The organism is Lachnospira hominis (ex Liu et al. 2021) (assembly GCF_014287955.1).
Classification (GTDB): Bacteria; Bacillota; Clostridia; order Lachnospirales; family Lachnospiraceae; genus Lachnospira; species Lachnospira hominis.
Genome location: NZ_JACOPD010000006.1, coordinates 192,891 through 210,214, shown reverse-complemented (window position 1 = coordinate 210,214; position 17,324 = coordinate 192,891). Strand labels below are relative to the sequence as shown.

Annotated in this window: 14 protein-coding genes and 1 tRNA gene; 4 read left to right on the top strand and 11 right to left on the bottom strand. The window is 34.7% G+C overall.

The annotated features are described in order from the left end of the window. Positions 1-8 precede the first annotated feature (8 nt). From H8S01_RS09970 to H8S01_RS09950, 5 genes are all read right to left on the bottom strand, one after another. A complete protein-coding gene (locus tag H8S01_RS09970) occupies positions 9-683 on the bottom strand; it encodes a response regulator transcription factor (protein WP_021866568.1) in 675 nt (224 codons plus the stop codon). A 98-nt stretch (positions 684-781) separates the two neighbouring features. Then, on the bottom strand, positions 782-1,360 hold the full coding sequence (locus H8S01_RS09965; RefSeq protein ID WP_021866569.1) for a hypothetical protein: 579 nt from the start codon (positions 1,358-1,360) through the stop codon (positions 782-784). Positions 1,361-1,363: 3 nt separating this feature from the next. Beyond that, positions 1,364-2,281, bottom strand: coding sequence for a homoserine O-acetyltransferase MetA (metA, locus tag H8S01_RS09960; RefSeq protein ID WP_021866570.1), 918 nt, complete (start codon positions 2,279-2,281; stop codon positions 1,364-1,366). A gap of 73 nt (positions 2,282-2,354) precedes the next feature. Further along, positions 2,355-4,328: an NAD-dependent DNA ligase LigA gene (ligA, locus tag H8S01_RS09955; RefSeq protein WP_186837079.1), complete on the bottom strand. Its 1,974-nt coding sequence runs from the start codon at positions 4,326-4,328 to the stop codon at positions 2,355-2,357. A gap of 21 nt (positions 4,329-4,349) precedes the next feature. After that, positions 4,350-5,066 (bottom strand): pseudouridine synthase, encoded by a 717-nt coding sequence (locus H8S01_RS09950; protein ID WP_021866572.1) that lies wholly within the window; start codon positions 5,064-5,066, stop codon positions 4,350-4,352. A gap of 106 nt (positions 5,067-5,172) precedes the next feature. Here H8S01_RS09950 and H8S01_RS09945 point away from each other — a divergent pair. Beyond that, positions 5,173-5,245 (top strand) — tRNA-Arg (locus tag H8S01_RS09945). 37 nt (positions 5,246-5,282) lie between these two features. On the opposite strand, the gene H8S01_RS09940 is transcribed toward H8S01_RS09945, so the two are convergent. After that, positions 5,283-6,185 carry a DUF5688 family protein gene (locus H8S01_RS09940; protein ID WP_186837078.1) on the bottom strand — a complete coding sequence of 301 codons (903 nt, stop codon included), beginning with the start codon at positions 6,183-6,185 and terminating at the stop codon, positions 5,283-5,285. A gap of 380 nt (positions 6,186-6,565) precedes the next feature. On the opposite strand from H8S01_RS09940, the gene H8S01_RS09935 reads away from it, so the two are divergent. After that, a complete protein-coding gene (locus tag H8S01_RS09935; protein ID WP_021866574.1) occupies positions 6,566-8,011 on the top strand; it encodes a PLP-dependent aminotransferase family protein in 1,446 nt (481 codons plus the stop codon). A 41-nt stretch (positions 8,012-8,052) separates the two neighbouring features. Here the strand turns inward: H8S01_RS09935 and H8S01_RS09930 are convergent, their stop codons facing one another. Next, entirely contained in the window at positions 8,053-9,297 is a 1,245-nt protein-coding gene (locus H8S01_RS09930) for a stage II sporulation protein P (protein WP_021866575.1), read from the bottom strand. Between the two features lie 69 nt (positions 9,298-9,366). Then, entirely contained in the window at positions 9,367-10,215 is an 849-nt protein-coding gene (gpr, locus tag H8S01_RS09925; protein ID WP_207723047.1) for a GPR endopeptidase, read from the bottom strand. A gap of 226 nt (positions 10,216-10,441) precedes the next feature. Here gpr and rpsT point away from each other — a divergent pair, with 226 nt between their 5' ends. Next, the gene (gene rpsT / locus H8S01_RS09920) at positions 10,442-10,702 is read left to right on the top strand and encodes a 30S ribosomal protein S20 (RefSeq protein WP_021866577.1); all 261 of its coding nucleotides are present in this window, start codon (positions 10,442-10,444) and stop codon (positions 10,700-10,702) included. Between the two features lie 119 nt (positions 10,703-10,821). On the opposite strand, the gene H8S01_RS09915 is transcribed toward rpsT, so the two are convergent. Beyond that, entirely contained in the window at positions 10,822-12,399 is a 1,578-nt protein-coding gene (locus H8S01_RS09915) for a cellulase family glycosylhydrolase (protein WP_186837077.1), read from the bottom strand. A gap of 245 nt (positions 12,400-12,644) precedes the next feature. Between H8S01_RS09915 and H8S01_RS09910 the strand changes: the two genes are divergently transcribed. Next, positions 12,645-13,928, top strand: coding sequence for an MATE family efflux transporter (locus tag H8S01_RS09910; RefSeq protein ID WP_186837076.1), 1,284 nt, complete (start codon positions 12,645-12,647; stop codon positions 13,926-13,928). 21 nt (positions 13,929-13,949) lie between these two features. Here H8S01_RS09910 and holA read toward each other — a convergent pair whose 3' ends face one another. Further along, the gene (gene holA / locus H8S01_RS09905; protein WP_186837075.1) at positions 13,950-14,936 is read right to left on the bottom strand and encodes a DNA polymerase III subunit delta; all 987 of its coding nucleotides are present in this window, start codon (positions 14,934-14,936) and stop codon (positions 13,950-13,952) included. A 69-nt stretch (positions 14,937-15,005) separates the two neighbouring features. Continuing rightward, complete coding sequence (locus H8S01_RS09900) at positions 15,006-17,318, bottom strand: DNA internalization-related competence protein ComEC/Rec2 (RefSeq protein ID WP_186837074.1); 2,313 nt, start codon at positions 17,316-17,318, stop codon at positions 15,006-15,008. Positions 17,319-17,324 lie beyond the last annotated feature (6 nt).

The following is a 17,324-nucleotide window of genomic DNA, read 5'->3' as shown; positions in this document are numbered from 1 at the left end:
CTCTTCCTTTAAACTTCAAACTTATATCCCATTCCCCATATCGTGCGGATGCAGTCACCTTTTTCACCCATCTTCTTGCGGAGCTTCTTTACATGCGTATCAATCGTTCTTGCATCTCCGAAATAATCATAATTCCAGACATTATTAAGAATCTTTTCTCTTGATAACGCAATTCCTTTATTTTCAACAAAATATGTAAGAAGTTCAAATTCTTTGAAACTTAAATCAATCTCTTTTCCATCTATCCTTACAATATGTGCAGCCTTATCAATCTCAATTCCGCCTATTTCATACACTTCAGAACTATCTATCTGATAAGTTCTTCTTATGAGTGCATCAACTCTCGCCGTCAGAATCTTTGGACTGAAAGGTTTTGAAACATACTCATCAGCACCACAGTCGAAGCCCTGTAATTCATCTTTTTCCTCGCTCTTTGCTGTCAGCATTATAATTGGCACTTTTGAGTCTTTTCTAATCTGTCGGCATACTTCCCATCCATCCATCTTAGGCATCATAACATCAAGTATTATAAGTGAAATAGACTTATCAGCATAGAAAATATCTATGGCTTCTTCCCCATCAGCTGCCTCTATAACTTCATAATTACTTCTAGATAAAAAATCATGAACAAGTTTTCTCATTCTGCTCTCATCATCAACAACTAAAACTTTTATTTTATCCATATCATCTATCTCCTGTTTTTATTAATTTTCACTTTAAGACTTCTGCCTTTTACTAAAAATAAATATAAAACAAATATATGTTTAAAATGTGAAGATTTTTAATTTTGTTTTGACTGTGTCTGATTTTCTCTTGCCTTTAGTGATGCTTCCTGTGATTCAAGCTGTTCCTGCCATGTAGCATACTTATCCTGTAATTTTCTCTCATAATCTATTACAGTCGGTGTTGATGAAGTCTTTAAAATAACAGCCATCGCAGCTATAACAACAACAAGGACAATATTGACAATCATTAACTTTATATATTTATCCTTATATCTGTTCTTATCTCTTTTTAACTGTCTTATCTCATCTTTTACCTTTAAAGGTATCTTCTTCTCATCAAGCATTTCGCTCAATTCATTATTAATCGGAATTGGTCTTATTTTATCATTCGGAATATCTTTATTAATATATAAAAACTGCTGAAGTTCCTTTAAATAATCAATTCCGACAGGCGTATTAAACAGCTGTTTGTCAAGTATCTGGTTGTATAACATATATACCTGTTTTGGGTCTTTTCCATCTGTCTTTGATGACAGATACTTTATTGCATTAAGTTCATCTTTGGCATCCTGTGCTTCTTCCTTAGTTGCAAACTTATATCCAGCAACTGTAAATGTCTGTTTTTCATCTGCCATATCTTACACATCCTCTTCAAGAATATACGGAGTTATCTGATAAACATAATAATTAAGCCAATTCGTATAAAGATTATTCGCATGGCTTCTCCATGAAAGAACCGGCCTGCGGTTACAGTCATCATCAGGATAATAATTAACCGGGAGTTCAATATCTAATCCTTTTTCAATATCACGCTTATACTCACCATCAAGTGTTACACGGTCATATTCCGGATGTCCCATAACAAATATCTGTTTTCCTTCTTTTTCCATAACAATATAAATTCCGGCTTCTTTGGAATCCGCAAGTACTTTAAGATTTGGATTAGAAAGTATATCTTCACGGCAGGCTTCTGTATATCTCGAATGAGGTGCCATGAAAAAATCATCAAAACCGCGTACAAGCGGTTCACGTTTATTCATTACATGATGTCTGTAAACACCTGAAAGTTTCTTATCCAGAAGCACTTTCTTAACTCCATAATGATAATACAATCCTGCCTGTGCACCCCAGCATATATGAAGCGTTGATGTTACATGAGTCTTTGACCACTCCATAATTCTTGTAAGCTCATCCCAGTAATCTACCTGCTCAAAATCCATCTTCTCAACCGGTGCACCTGTTATAATCATTCCATCAAATTTCTTTCTCATTATCTCCGGAAATGTAACATAAAACTTTTTTAAATGTGAAACTGACGTATTCTTAGAAACATGGCTCTCCATCTGTAGAAATGTCACATCTATCTGAAGAGGTGTATTAGAAAGTCCTCTTAAGAGCTGAAGCTCTGTATCCTGTTTTATAGGCATGAGATTAAGAATCACTATTCTAAGCTCTCTGAAATCCTGTGAAAGAGCCCTGTTCTCATCCATGACAAATATATTTTCATCCTCAAGTTCCGCCTTTGCCGGCAAATCACTCTGTATCCTGATTGGCATAACCTCCGCCTTTCCCAAATCAATTTATATAATCTGTAAACATAATTTTTCTAAATTTAATAACACCTGTATATTACATCAAATCTTTTCTGCCTGCAATATCGAGGAATTCTTCTTCACTTATAATCGGTATTCCAAGCTTTGATGCATTTTTATTCTTTGATGATGTAGATGTTACATCATTATTAATGAGATAACTTGTATTACCTGTAACAGACCCTGTGACCTTTCCACCCATTGATTCTATCAGGTCTTTTAATTCATTTCTGTTATTAAAATGACTTAGTGAACCCGTTATAACAAAAACTTTACCTTCAAGAGCATCTGCATTTTCAGAATTATTATCTTCTTCTTTTTCAATATCCAGCTCTTTTAATAACTTTTCAAATAATGCCCTGTTATTCTCATTTTCAAAATAGGAAACAAATGCATCAGCAAGTACAGCTCCTACACCTTTTACAGCTTCAAGTGCCGGACGGTCTGCTGCCGTAAGCTGTTCTTTATCTGAACCAATTGCTTTTACAATCATCTTGGCATTTGAAAGTCCTATTCCCGGAATTCCGAGACTGTATATAACCTTTGCCATAATTGTCTTTCTTGACTGTTCAACAGCATTAAGAATATTTTCACAGGACTTTTCACCAAATCCTTCCATGCCTGATATTATGTCCTTATATCTGTCAAGATGATATAAATCCGTAAAATCTTTTATAAGACCATTCTGGATAAATTTCTCAAGTGTAGCCTCTGAAAGTCCGTCAATATTCATTGCATCCCTTGAAACAAAATGTGCAAATCTCTTTACATGCTTTGCCTGACATTCTTCATTCATACAATACAGTGATTTGACATCATTAATATGCTTTATTTGTGTCTTTCCTTTACAGACAGGACACTCCAAAGGAATCTCAACATTGCCGCTTCTTGTAAAATTATCTGCTATCTGCGGAATAATCATATTAGCTTTAAAGACACTTATCTCATCACCTATTCCAAGCTGTAAGCCTTCCATAATGCTTATATTATGAACACTTGCCCTTGAAACTTTTGTGCCCTCAAGCTCAACCGTATCAAATACCGCTATAGGATTTATCAGTCCTGTCCTTGACGCACTCCATTCAATCTTTCTAAGATGTGTTACGGCTGTCTCATCAGTCCACTTAAATGCCATTGAATTACGTGGAAACTTAGACGTTCTTCCAAGTGAATCGCCATATGCGATATCATCATACAATATTACAAGTCCGTCTGATGGAAAATCATTATCTTTTATCTTATCTTCAAACCACATAATTGTGTCTTTGAGATTTTCTGATGTCACTTCTTTGTATTCAACTACAGAAAATCCCTGTTCTTTAAGCCATTCAAACTGTACTTTCCTTGAATTCTTAAAATCCTGTCCATCTGCATAAACAAGTGAAAATGCAAAAAATCTTACATTTCTTTCTTCAGTAATCTTATTATTAAGCTGGCGTACTGAACCGCTGCAAAGATTTCTTGGATTCTTATATTTTGCATCTATCTCAGGAATCTTTTCATTGATTTTTTCAAAGTCAGAATAAGTTATAATTGCCTCTCCTCTTATAACAAGTCTGCCTTTAAAAGGAATTGACAACGGAACATTTTTAAATACTTTTGCATTCTGTGTAATAATTTCCCCAACTTCGCCATTTCCTCTTGTTACAGCTTTTAAAAGTTCGCCATTTTCATATGTCAGGACTATAGTAAGCCCGTCAAGTTTCCATGATAACAGACCTCTCTGGCTTCCAAGCCAGTCCACCAGCTCGTCGGAATTTTTTGTCTTATCAAGGCTTAACATAGGACTGTCATGTCTTTCCTTTGGAAGCTCACTGAGCGTTTCATATCCAACATTAACAGTAGGGCTGTCCGAAAGAACAATCTTAGTTTTTTCTTCAAGTTTTACAAGTTCGTCATAAAGCTTATCATATTCAAAGTTGCTCATTATCTCAACGCCTTCTGAATAATAACTTTTTCCTGCCTTGTTTAATATGCTTACAAGCTCTTTAATTCTTTCCAAATCCGTCATTTCCGTTACCACTTTCTGTCCTTATTTCTTATTGATAAGATTCATTAATTTTTCATATTCGCTGCCTTCAATTTTTCTTGTTGCACCGGCTGGCAAATCATTCAGTTCTATATTCATTATTCTTATTCTTTTCAATTTTACGACTTTATATCCAAGATTGGAACACATGCGTCTTATCTGTCTGTTTAATCCCTGTTTTAAAATTATCCTGAATGTTTTTTTCCCTGTCTTAATAACACGGCACGGTCTTGTCGTTTTATCAAGTTCTTTTAAATACATCGGTTCTGACATTCTGCGTTCAAAATCATCTGAAAGATTTTTATCTACCTCAACTATATATTCTTTCTCATGCTCATTTTTCCCCGTGAGAATATTATTCATCAGTTCACCATCATTAGTCATTAAAAGCAGGCCTTCTGAATCTTTGTCAAGTCTTCCGACAGGGTAAATTCTTTTGTCACATCCAAGAAAATCAACTATATTATTAGCCCCCTGTTTATCAGTTGTGGTGCATACTATTCCTCTTGGTTTATTCACTGCTATAAGTATATTTTCTTCTTCCGGAACAACTGCCTTACCATCAACATATACCTTCTGTCCCGGCATAACACGGCTTCCCATATCTGCCATATTTCCATCTATAAAAACACGTCCCTCACCGACAAGCCTGTCAGCTTCTCTTCTCGAACAATATCCTGCCGAACCGAGGAACTTATTAATTCTTACTCCATCATCCATATGCTTTCATTCCTGTTATTAATAAATAATATAATTTTAACAAAATCATTTCGTCATTTCAACCATCTTGCTTTTTTTGTTTTTATAATGTAAAATAATACAGCATGTGCATGTAGCTCAGTGGATAGAGCGTTCGCCTCCGGAGCGAAAGGCCGTGGGTTCGACCCCCATCATGCACATACTGTCTTTATTTAATATCTGTTTCTACTATTTTTATCACATTGTAATAAGTCCATTCTTTCTGTTATATTCATACACATTATCAGACAGAATCTCATCCTGCGAAACTCCCTGTTCATTCACTTCCCTTACCATATCTGCAAGTTCAGATTTATCAAATGCATTCTTTTTAGGAACAATAATGACCTCATGAACAGATGACGGAAGTATGTATAAATCAGAATGTACATCATTCGCAAATTTTTTAAGAAGATTATCATATAATATACATGCGGCACCATTTACCCTTGAAGAATTGGTGAGTACATATAAAATGTCTTCGCCTGTGTATTCACACACTTTCTCGTCATTATCAGCCGGAGCTGTTCCTGCAATCTCACTTAATATTTTACTCATAGGCACAATGCTGCCGGCAAGCAGAACAGGTGTATTCTTCAATGCATCATTATAAATTTCATCCTCTGTCACATTCCAGATTCTTAAATGTTCATTATGAATAAGTGCCGTTGCACTCACACCTTTTCTTTGCTCTATCAGGCAGTAAAAAACTACAGCAAGGTCAAGCACTCTTTTGTATGGCACATCTTCCAGAAGTTTTTTATTCTTCTGATAATTGACAAGCTTATATACGATTGTTTTTCTGACATTTTCATAATTTTCAAAATAATCAGCATTAATATTAATTGAATTTTTATTCTGATTATAAATACGTATAATCTCACTTACAACAGCTTTTAAAGAAACCCCTTCCCTGTATCTGTCATAAAAAGAATTAATATATATTGTAGGTGCGATATTCTTATCTTTTTCCATTATTGTAATGCCGTCAAGCTCCGTTCCGTTATTTTTCATGACATGATTAAGCGTGACGCTGACATTACTGTCATACCTTGATTCTACCTCCTTTCGTACATTTTCCAGAAACTCCCTGTACTCCATAATAAGTTACTCTCCTTTAATATAATATTTAAATAAACCGTATACACACGGATATTTACATAAACACCAGTGGAATCTTACCCGAAAAATCTGTAACCTTATGGAATAAAAATGAAAAGTCCTGTATAAGGCAATAGAAGCAGGTATAATGACTGCACCGACTTGTATATATGCCTCTTATGCATATATACAAATAAGAACACGAAAACTCGTGCAAGAAATAAATAGTATTAATAATTTATATTCACTATATATTAATTTTATTTAATTGTCAATATATTTTTGATATTTTTTGATGTAATTTTGACATAATTTTTCAAATAGTGTATATTGAGCTAAATAATTGTTATTCTTTAAATATAACTGAAAGAGGTAATTTTATGCTTACATATTCTTTTGAAAATACAGGTTCTGACAGCATGTATGAATATCTGTACAAATGTATACGTGACGATATTTTAAAGCACAATCTGACCAATGGATATAAACTTCCATCCAAGCGTAATTTTGCCAAGAATCTCGGAATAAGCACAATCACAGTTGAAAATGCTTATGAACAGCTTATCGCTGAGGGATATATTTATTCTATTCCCAAAAAGGGCTACTATGTATCTGATATCAGCCAGATACTTATCCCGGCATATGAAAATGAATTTAAAGAACGTAACGCAGATATTTCCGTAAAATCTCCTGTTTATAAAAATCTGCATATCAAACCAAATCCTTCAGACAACTGTTTTGCAGACCTTGCTTCAAACAGGATAAATGCCGATAATTTTCCTTTTTACACATGGTCAAAACTTATGAAAGAAATTATGGCTGACAGACGTGATGCACTCTTACAGCCATCACCATCAGAGGGAATATATGAGCTTCGAGCTGCCATATGCAGCCATTTAAAAGAATTTAGAGGCATGAATGTACATCCTGAACAGATTATAATAGGTGCCGGAACTGAATATCTTTATACTCTCATTATACAGCTTCTCGGACGCGATAAAACATTTGCGGTTGAAGACCCAGGATACGAAAAAATACGCAAAATTTATAATAGCAACAATGTAAAATGTGTAAGCATTCCCATTGATGAAGAAGGTGTTAATATAGATGCATTAAAGGCCGGAAATGCGGATATTCTCCATCTTTCACCATCACATCACTACCCTACCGGAATTGTCACTCCAATAGGACGCCGCTATGAAATTCTTGGATGGGCATTAAACTGCGAATCACGATACATAATTGAAGATGATTATGACAGTGAATTCAGGCTTTTAGGAAAGCCTATACCTTCGCTTGAAAGTATTGATGTATCCGGAAAAGTAATTTATATGAATACATTTACAAAAACGCTCTCTCCTACAATAAGAATAAGCTACATGGTGCTTCCAGTGCAGCTCATGCAGCTTTTTAAAGAAAAACTTAATTTTTATGCCTGTACCGTATCAAATTTTGAACAGTATACACTTGCTGCTTTTATTAATAAAGGGTATTTTGAAAAACATATAAACCGCACGAGAATTCTTTACCGCCGCCAGCGTGATATGTTTATTGATGCTATAAATAAAAGTCCTCTTTCCTCAATTATAACTATTCATGAGGAAAATGCCGGACTTCATTTTCTGCTTCACGCAAACACCACTCTTAGCGATGAAAAGCTTATTGAACGTGCTATGCAAAGAGGGCTTAAAATATCATGTCTGTCAGAATATTATGCAGACAAAAGCCTTGCAATCGACCATACACTGGTAATTAACTATTCAGCCCTCTCCGATGATAAAATTAATGAATCAATAGATAAATTATATCAATGCCTAACTGATTAAATTATATACATGATAACACATCAAGCATAATTTTTTCTCATTCAATACGCTCTTACTCCTGTAAGCAGTTTATCAAGCATATCTGCCAGCGGTTCCATTGCATTTTTTACCTCTTCAAATGTATTGGTCTGTGCTCCTGCCTCAATGAGCATTGATTTTGCACGCTCATGGAGGCAGTATCTGTATGCATTAATATAATTTCTGCGAAGAAATCCAGGATAATATGCCTCCCCGATAAGATGCATCTGAAGACTCATTGCCAGGTTGTCATCCCTGTATGGATTATACAGATAATTTATATTCCCCTTAACATTGCTGTAGCTTATTCCGTTAAAAAACATTATTTTAGCCATCTGCCTGCCGTCAACTTCCGTCACAAGATGTGTTGTATCTGCCACTCCATCCCTGTGGAGGTCAATAACAACTTCTATTGAAGGATTGCTTTCAAGAATTGATTCTATCCCCTGTTCGGCATAAGTATATGCCTTGCTCCTGTCAAGTTTACCATCAACATAATCATAAACACTCCTGTCATGTATAACGTTGTACCCTTTACCGGTCAGAAGTTCTGTGAGGTAATCACCAACACCAAGTATTGATGTTGAATCATCATCTGTTGAATCCGCAAATTTTTCCTGTGAATGTGTATGAAAAATAAGAATCTGCGGACTTGACGAATCATGTGTGATTTTCATATCTTTATCAAGAAACTCTGAAGGTCTGAATATTTCTTTTGTAAGACTCGTAATGCTTGTAACAGTATAAAACTGCTGACAGAAATTATAATCATTAAGATCCTGCCTGTCATAGACATTACCTGTAACTGTATCAGCAGCTATTATATTTGTGCTTTTTTCACTTTCTGTTTCACCACCTGTGGCTTTATCTGATTCCACAGAAACATCATTTTCCTGATTCTGGTTATTATCTTCTTTATTATCATCCTGACCTGTTATATTTACAACCTGTGCTATTGTATCAACATAACCGTCATATGATACACACGCTTCGCCCTGCCCTGCATATATTCTGTAATATTCACCTGTTGGATAAATATCATTTAAAATTGAATTCTTTAATGTATATTCCGACTGTGATTCTACCGAATCATAAAATGTATATGACGGCACATACTCTCCTGCAAGGAAATTTCCCGCACCACTTATTACTCCGGCAAGAACATTTCCAATTGCATTTTTACCTCCACAAAAAATAAAATAAAACACAATTGTCAATATCAGCATTATTATCAAAAAAACAGCACGTCTATATTTTTTCACCGACATTTCCCGCCTCCGCTATGCACCGCCTTATTTATTCCCGGCTACACTATCTATATGAACATCTGTAAAACTTTATGCATAAACAAGTTCATTTATTGATTCAGCTATAATTTCTGCTGTAATCCGTATATTTTCATCAATATCTTTCGGTGTAACATACATATCCGAAAGGTGTTTAGGAATATTTTCATAATCTTTCGTTACATCACCTATTATCGTTGCTGCATCTATTACTGTCGGCACTCCCACTGCAATCACAGGGACTCCTATATTATCCGATGTTATCCCTGTTCTGTGATTTCCAACGCCTGACCCCGGATTAATTCCCCTGTTTGAAATCTGGATTGTCTTATTAAGTCTCTGTATGTTTCTTGCAGCCAATGCATCTATAACAATAATCACTCCGGGATCAATCTCATCTGCTATCCCTTTTATTATGCTCGAAGTCTCTATTCCTGTCTGTGCCATAACTCCCGGAGATAATGCTGACAGCCTGACTGAAATTTCATCTTTTTCACCATGTATATGACTGTTTATTATTAATTTATCAACAACATCGGGTCCCAGTGAGTCCGCTGTTACGTTCCTGTTTCCAAGCCCAACAACAAGCAGTTTGTTATTTTTTGATATACATGGACGTATTAACGCATCTATCTGTCCGGAAATAATCTCTATTACTCTCTCATTATAAAAATCATCATTTTCGCCGAGCCCCTCTGCTTCTATAGTTATATATATGCCCGCTTTTCTATTAAACAGTTTTTCACCTTCCTCATTTATTATCTCTAATGTCGTCACTTTTACCAAAGACACTTTATCAATATGCTCTCTTACAATTACACCACTGTAACGGCTGTCACTTTTGTCAACAGCCTCATTAAGCTCAACTGCAAGGTCCGTTCTTATATTTATATTTCCCATAAACAGTCACTCCTTTTGAATATTATTCTTTTATATCTATATTCTTGTCAGATTAACTGCTTTTTATTGTAATTTATAAAATTTATTATATTTTTTATTGACATAATCACATCGATATTATAGAATACAGAGGTATGTTTACATTAGATCGTCCGTGTCCGGCTTTAATGCAAAACAAATCACAATTAATTTAACTAATAATAAATATTTTTGGAGGTGTACGGATTTGGCTAACATTAAATCTGCGAAAAAGAGAGTCCTTACAAGTCAGGTTAGAGCTGATAGAAATAAGGCTGTTAAATCAAGAGTAAAAACTTATATCAAGAAGGTTGACGCTGCTGTTGCTGCTAACGACAAGGAAGCTGCTCAGGCTGCTCTTCCAGTTGCTATCGCTGAGATTTCTAAGGCTGCTTCAAAGGGAATTTTCCACAAGAACACAGCTGCAAGAAAGGTATCTCGCATAACAAAGGCTGTAAACTCTTTATAATTTATAAAAAAGCACTGAATGTTCGTCACCCACTCACATTCAGTGCTTTTATTTTGTCCTGTCCACAATTGAACCATTCATTGGACCATTATGTCTTATGGAACTGCATGTCAAAGTTTTTACCTGCTCATCATATTCTTGAACCATCTTCCTGTATCTGATAAATCATCATCACTCCAGTCACTCAACTTATCACACCACGAATTTATAAGTGCAGACGTCTCACTTTTATTGCTCAGGCTCCAAGCTATATAACTTATTCCTCTTTCGTTAAGAAGTGAAAACCACGCATCAGCCGAACCATAATCTATACCACCGTTTCCTGATGCATCACATATGCTGCATTCACTTATAAATACAGGAATCCCTGCGTCAAGTGCAGCAATCATCTTATTTCTTACCCATTCCTTCTGTGTTCCTGCATAAAAATGAACAACATACATTACATTATCATCATCAAGTCTGTTGCCTATAACCTCATCGACATCCTGTGACCACCTGTTTGTTCCTACAAGAATAAGTGCATCCGTATGCTGTCGTATTCGTGCTATAACCTCCTGTGCATAAGGCTTTATCTGACTGTTCCAGTCAGAATTCTGAGGTTCATTACATATTTCATATATTACATTATTATATCCTGCATATTTTGACGACATTTCGTCAAAGAATTCCAATGCTTCATCCTTATGCTGATTAGGATTGCCGTCACTTAAAATATGCCAGTCTATAATCACATACATTCCAAGCTGTGATGCATATGAAACACCATTATCTATAAGCTGTTTAAGACCTTCTCTGTCACCGCCGTTACAATATCCCCCATACTCCTGTGTATACATGGCAAGCCTTATTACATTAACACCCCAATCATCCCTCAAAGTACGGAATGCATCATAATTGACATACTGCGGATACCATGCAAGCCCATGTGTGCTCACACCTTTCAGCCTGACAACATTGCCATTGCCGTCTATAATATCAGTCCCTGAAACATGAAGCTGACCTGACAAATCTTCATTATCATTACTCTCCCGGCTATTATTATCCTGTGAATCCGCATTTTCATCATACAGACCTGATAACTGATCTGATGTCTGACCTGACACCTGTTCTGACACCTGATCTGATACATTCGATGCTGTAAGCGTATCATCTGTCACAACAGTTTCAATATCATAATCTCCAAGCTTATAGTCATCTGTCATACTGACAATAAAACCTATTCCCTGTGTTTTGGCACCTGCTTCAAGCTTTTTATTATAATCAGCAGGCACAAGTATAAACCTTACGTTGCCATTATTGTTATCAACACTTATGTCGCAGTTCCAGCTCTGTGACAGCTGTGTTGTACTCCCGACCGGAAAATTTATCTTCCATTCATCAATTGCACTGCTTCCATGATTGGTAACAGTAAGTTCATACTGTGTAAACTTCTTGCCTTCTGATTCCCATGAATTAACATCTTTAAACTCTGCTGCCGCATCTGTCCACTTTTTATCCTGTTCTTTATCTTTCTGTGTACCGTTGCTGCTTATAACCTGCTCATTCCTGCTATCTGATTCCTCACTTGCTTTGTAAGAATCTTTGTCCCCGCTATGGGAAGATATTAGTATTCCTGTTACTATACCTGCAACAAGAATTAAAACTGACACAGCTGCCGCAATAATAATCTTTACTTTTTTACTTAATCCAGACAAATTAAACACTTCCTTACTCTTATTACAGCATCAGTTCTGACACTATTTTCACGTATTTTTAAGTTAATAAAAGTATAGTATATATTTATTAAATATGCAACAGAAAATATATATTTTTTTCTGTTTTATTTTTCAAAAAGTGTGATATAATAATATTTTACGTTTATTACAAAAACGGAGCTGCATGAAATTACACCCTGCCTGCTTCTTTTCATATAAAAAATATTTTAGAAATGGAGATTTTTATGTACTCAAAGAAATTTTTCCGCTTTGTAATGCCATCAATTCTGGCATTTGCTCTCTCAGGCATATATTCAATTGTGGATGGATATTTTGTCGGCAACAATGTAGGTGATGCCGGAATGACCGCTATTAATGTAGTTTTTCCTGTTGTTTCTATATTACAGGCACTCGGAACCGGCATAGGAATGGGGGGTTCAATACAATATTCAATATTAAAAGCTGCCGGAAAAGATGAAAATGCACTTAAATATCTTCGTGCCACAATAACATGCCTGCTTATATCAAGCATATTAATGCCGCTTATTGTACTTCCGCTTATGACACCTATTCTTAAAATTCTTGGTGCAACAGGAATTATTGCCGAATACGGACGCAGCTATCTTTCTGTCGTTATTTTAGGGTCATTCTGTCAGATTTTTGGAACGGGAATGACACCGCTCGTAAGAAATAATGGTGGTGCTTCATTCAGTATGTTTACAATGATTTCCGGTTTTATCACAAATGTAATATTAGATTATACTTTTGTATGGGTACTTGGAAAAGGAGTTGCCGGTGCCGCACTTGCTACTGTTACAGGTCAGTTTGTAACAGCTGTTATAGGAACATGTTATCTTTTATGGAAAAAAATTCCTGTATACAGACTGCATTTCAAACCAGCGATGTTTTTAAGAATTTTTAAAAATGGAATTTCTGCATTTGGAATTACTCTATGCCCTAACATAACACTTCTCCTTATGAATTTATTTCTCTTAAAATACGGCGGGGAATCATCCGTTGCTTGTTATGCTGTAATTTCATATGCAACATATTTTGTATATCTGATTCTTCAAGGTGTTGGTGACGGATGCCAGCCGCTTTTAAGCGATTACTTCGGTCGCGGTGACATGACTGCATTGCACAAGACAAAACATCTCGCATATATAACAGCCGAAATTATTGCCGCATTATCTTTTGTATTACTATATGTTTTAAGGTATCATACCGGTAATCTTTTCGGTGCTTCTGAAACTGTAACAAGAATGGTCGGCGATAATATGCCTATACTTCTTGTCGGATTTTTATTTCTCGCATATGCAAGAGTTTCAACTTCATCTTTTTATGCGACACAGGAAGCTGTAAAATCTTCAGTAATCGTTTATTCAGAAATTATATTTTTCTTTTTACTGCTTATTATATTCCCTCGTTTTTTCGGGGAGCCGGCCGTATGGTGGAGTATGAGTATTGCACAGATTCTTGCAATGATTTTGTCTGCAATTCTTAACATAAAACACAAGAGTGTTTCATAAAAATAAAAGTCTTTCTGGATTTTACTTTTTATTTTTAGCAGAATATTTAACTATTATCAATTCTACTGCCATTTTTTCATTAAGTCTGCCTGTTTTTACGTCTTCTTCTGCCTGGGCACAATCAGCAAGTACTTCTTTTAACTGTGACGGAGTAAAATTTTTAGCCTGTGCGGCATATTTATTTACTATAAATGGTGCTGCTCCCATTGTTCTTGCAATGTCGGCATTACTCCGTCCATGATTAAGTTCTTCCTGCACCTGAAAAATCCCGTTAAACTGTCTTACTATAAGATATAATATACGCATCGGCGGCTCTTTGAGCGTAAGAAGGTCATAATATAATTCAAGTGCCTGCTGCTGTTTTTTTGATGCAATCGCAGCTATCATATCAAAAATACGGCTTACTGTCTGCGTTGTACATATATCCTCTATATCTTTTTCAGTCACTTCATTTCTGTCTCCGCAATAACTTATTATCTTATCAAGTTCTGCTCTTATCAGATTCATCGAAGCTCCTGTTTTATTAAGAATAAGTTCTGCAGCCGGTCTTGTTATAGCTTTTCCTTCTGCTTTTAAAAGACCTGCTATCCATTTTTCCAGAACGGCAGGAGTCTGCTGTTTCATCTCGGAAATATATCCAATATCATTAACTGCTTTATAAACTTTATTTCTTTTATCAACTTCCGTCTCAACAAATATAATAATAAGATAATCCGGAATATTTCTTATATAATCGGCAAGTTCATCATTTGATGATTTGAAAAATCCACTGTTTTCAACCACTATCAATCTGTGCTCTGCAAAAAATGGAAGCGTATCGCCCATATCTTTTATCTCTTTTACAGATATCTTATCGCCTTCATAATAAGAATAATTCATGGTGTCATCACCGGCAATTGCCTGCTTTAATTTATCCCTGTACTGCTTTTTAAGATACGGCTCATCACCATATAAAAGATATACATTTTTATATTCATTTGATTTTATATGTTCATTTATTATTTTCATACAATTTTTCTTCTCTTTCAGACATACAAACTTTGCGTCAGAGGCAATTGTATCTTATTTTTTACCTATTTACAATGTTTTGACGTAAAATTTGTCTTTCGTATACCTTATCATAACCTGCCCACATTCCTTTGTCACATAAATATCGCTGTTATATTTTTTCAACATTTCAAGTGTACTCTCTTTTGGATGTCCGTATCTGTTATTGATTCCACATGAGATAACCGTGACCTCAGGGTTTACAAGTTTTATAAATTCTTCACCGGATGATGATGCAGAACCATGATGTGCAGCCTTCAGCACAGTCATATTTTTCAATTCTTCTCTTACATCTTTATTTTTTAAAATATTATCCTCTGCCTTTTTTTCTATATCACCTGTCAGAAGCATTTTAAAATCATCTTTTTTTAATATGTATACTGCGGAATAATCATTGGCATCCGAATATATATATCCATTATCAGGATGAATACATGTTACCGAAAAATCATTTTTTAAATTAAATTTACTTCCCGTATTTACATAATTAATATTTATTCCTTTTTCACATGATTTTTTTATTATATTATTATAATTTTCATCCTGTGAAGCATTTTTTATTAATGGAAGTATTATATTCTTTATTTTTAAATCACTTCCGCTTAATTCTATAAGTTCCATAATTCCATTTATATGATCATTGTCCGTATGGCTTATAAATATATAATCAATTTTTTTAATTCCTTTGCATTTTATAAGCGGATATATTCTTTTTTCACCTACATTTTTTATATCCGAACTTCCTCCGTCAAATAACATTACTGTTCCCGATTTTTCCCTGACTAAAATGCTGTCACCCTGCCCGACATCAATAAAATCAGCCTCAACTGTTTTCGTATCCTTTGCAAACAATATAATTATTGATACAATTATTATAAGCGGAAATTTTTTCATAATAATTTTTTTATTATTTAATATTGCCGCCGACATAATAATTAATATTATATAAAAAATAATACATGATGATTTTTCAGGTCTGCCTGTTATAATTCTGCTATACGGCATGATATTTATAATTTTACAAAATGCTGTATACAACTTTATTATTATGCTTACAGCACCAATTATAAAAGATGCTGCACTCATTGATATAAATGACAGCATGACTGCTGCCACAGCACATAATATTACGACTGACATTAACGGAATAATTATCAGATTAAGAAATGGTGCATACAACGGAATCTCAAAATAATTATATGCTATAAGAGGCATCATAAAAACACTTATCCCCACACTCACAGAAACCATTTCTATAATCTTACTAATATATTTATTCTGAGTTTTTATTATTTTTTTCATGCTTTTTACTACAGCCGGACAAAATATAGCAATGCCTGCTATTGCTGTGAATGACAATAAAAATCCGGGATTATATATAATATTTACATTTTCGGCACATATAATAATCATTGCAAATGCAAGTGATGACAATGTATCATATGTCCTTCCGGCAAACTCAGCTCCCATTTTGACCATATACATTATTACTGCTCTTTTTGCAGACACAGAATTCCCTGTCATAATGCTATAAAATACAAGAAATAAAGCACATATTCCAAATGCTGGAAAAAATGCAAGTCCACGTTTCCTTAACATATTATAAACAAATGACGCAAGAAATGTTATATGAAGCCCGCTTATTGCAAGTATATGTGCTATTCCATTGTTTCTGTAAAGCTCATACATTTCATCATCTATTTCTGATTTATCTCCAAGAATTACAGCATTAAGAAATCCTTTTGTTTCGTTATCTGTAATTTTTTCATATATATTATTTATTTTATTTTTTATTTCAGGCATTATATATTCAATTGAGTTTTTCTGCCCTGTAACTACTATTTTGCCGGCTTCACATCTGTATGCAATTCCGTTTGATTTGTAATAAGTATACGCATCAAACATTCCTTCATTTCTTGCCTTTTCAAATTTTCTTATACTTCCGCTTACTTCTATTACAAAGCCTTCTTTTATGAAAACTTCATCATTATTTACATATACAATTACATTTTCGTACAAATTTCCATATTCTGTTTTTATTTCACATTCTTTTAATGTGATACTTTTTCCATATCCGGTATTATTTATTCTGGAAACTGTCCCTGTAATAACTGCCTGTGTTTTATTATACATATCAATCATTGAACTGTTTTCCGACTGTGCCGTCATAAAGGCACAATAGATACAAAATGTAAAAAAGATGCCAAAATAGCAAAAGAATTTATTTTTGTGAACAATGGCAGCCGCAATTAAATATGTAACTACGGCTGCTGCCACAAACCAATAACCTGTGCAGGCTGTGCTTACATCTGCTGCCAGAAAAAGTACAGCCAGCAATACCATCGGTCT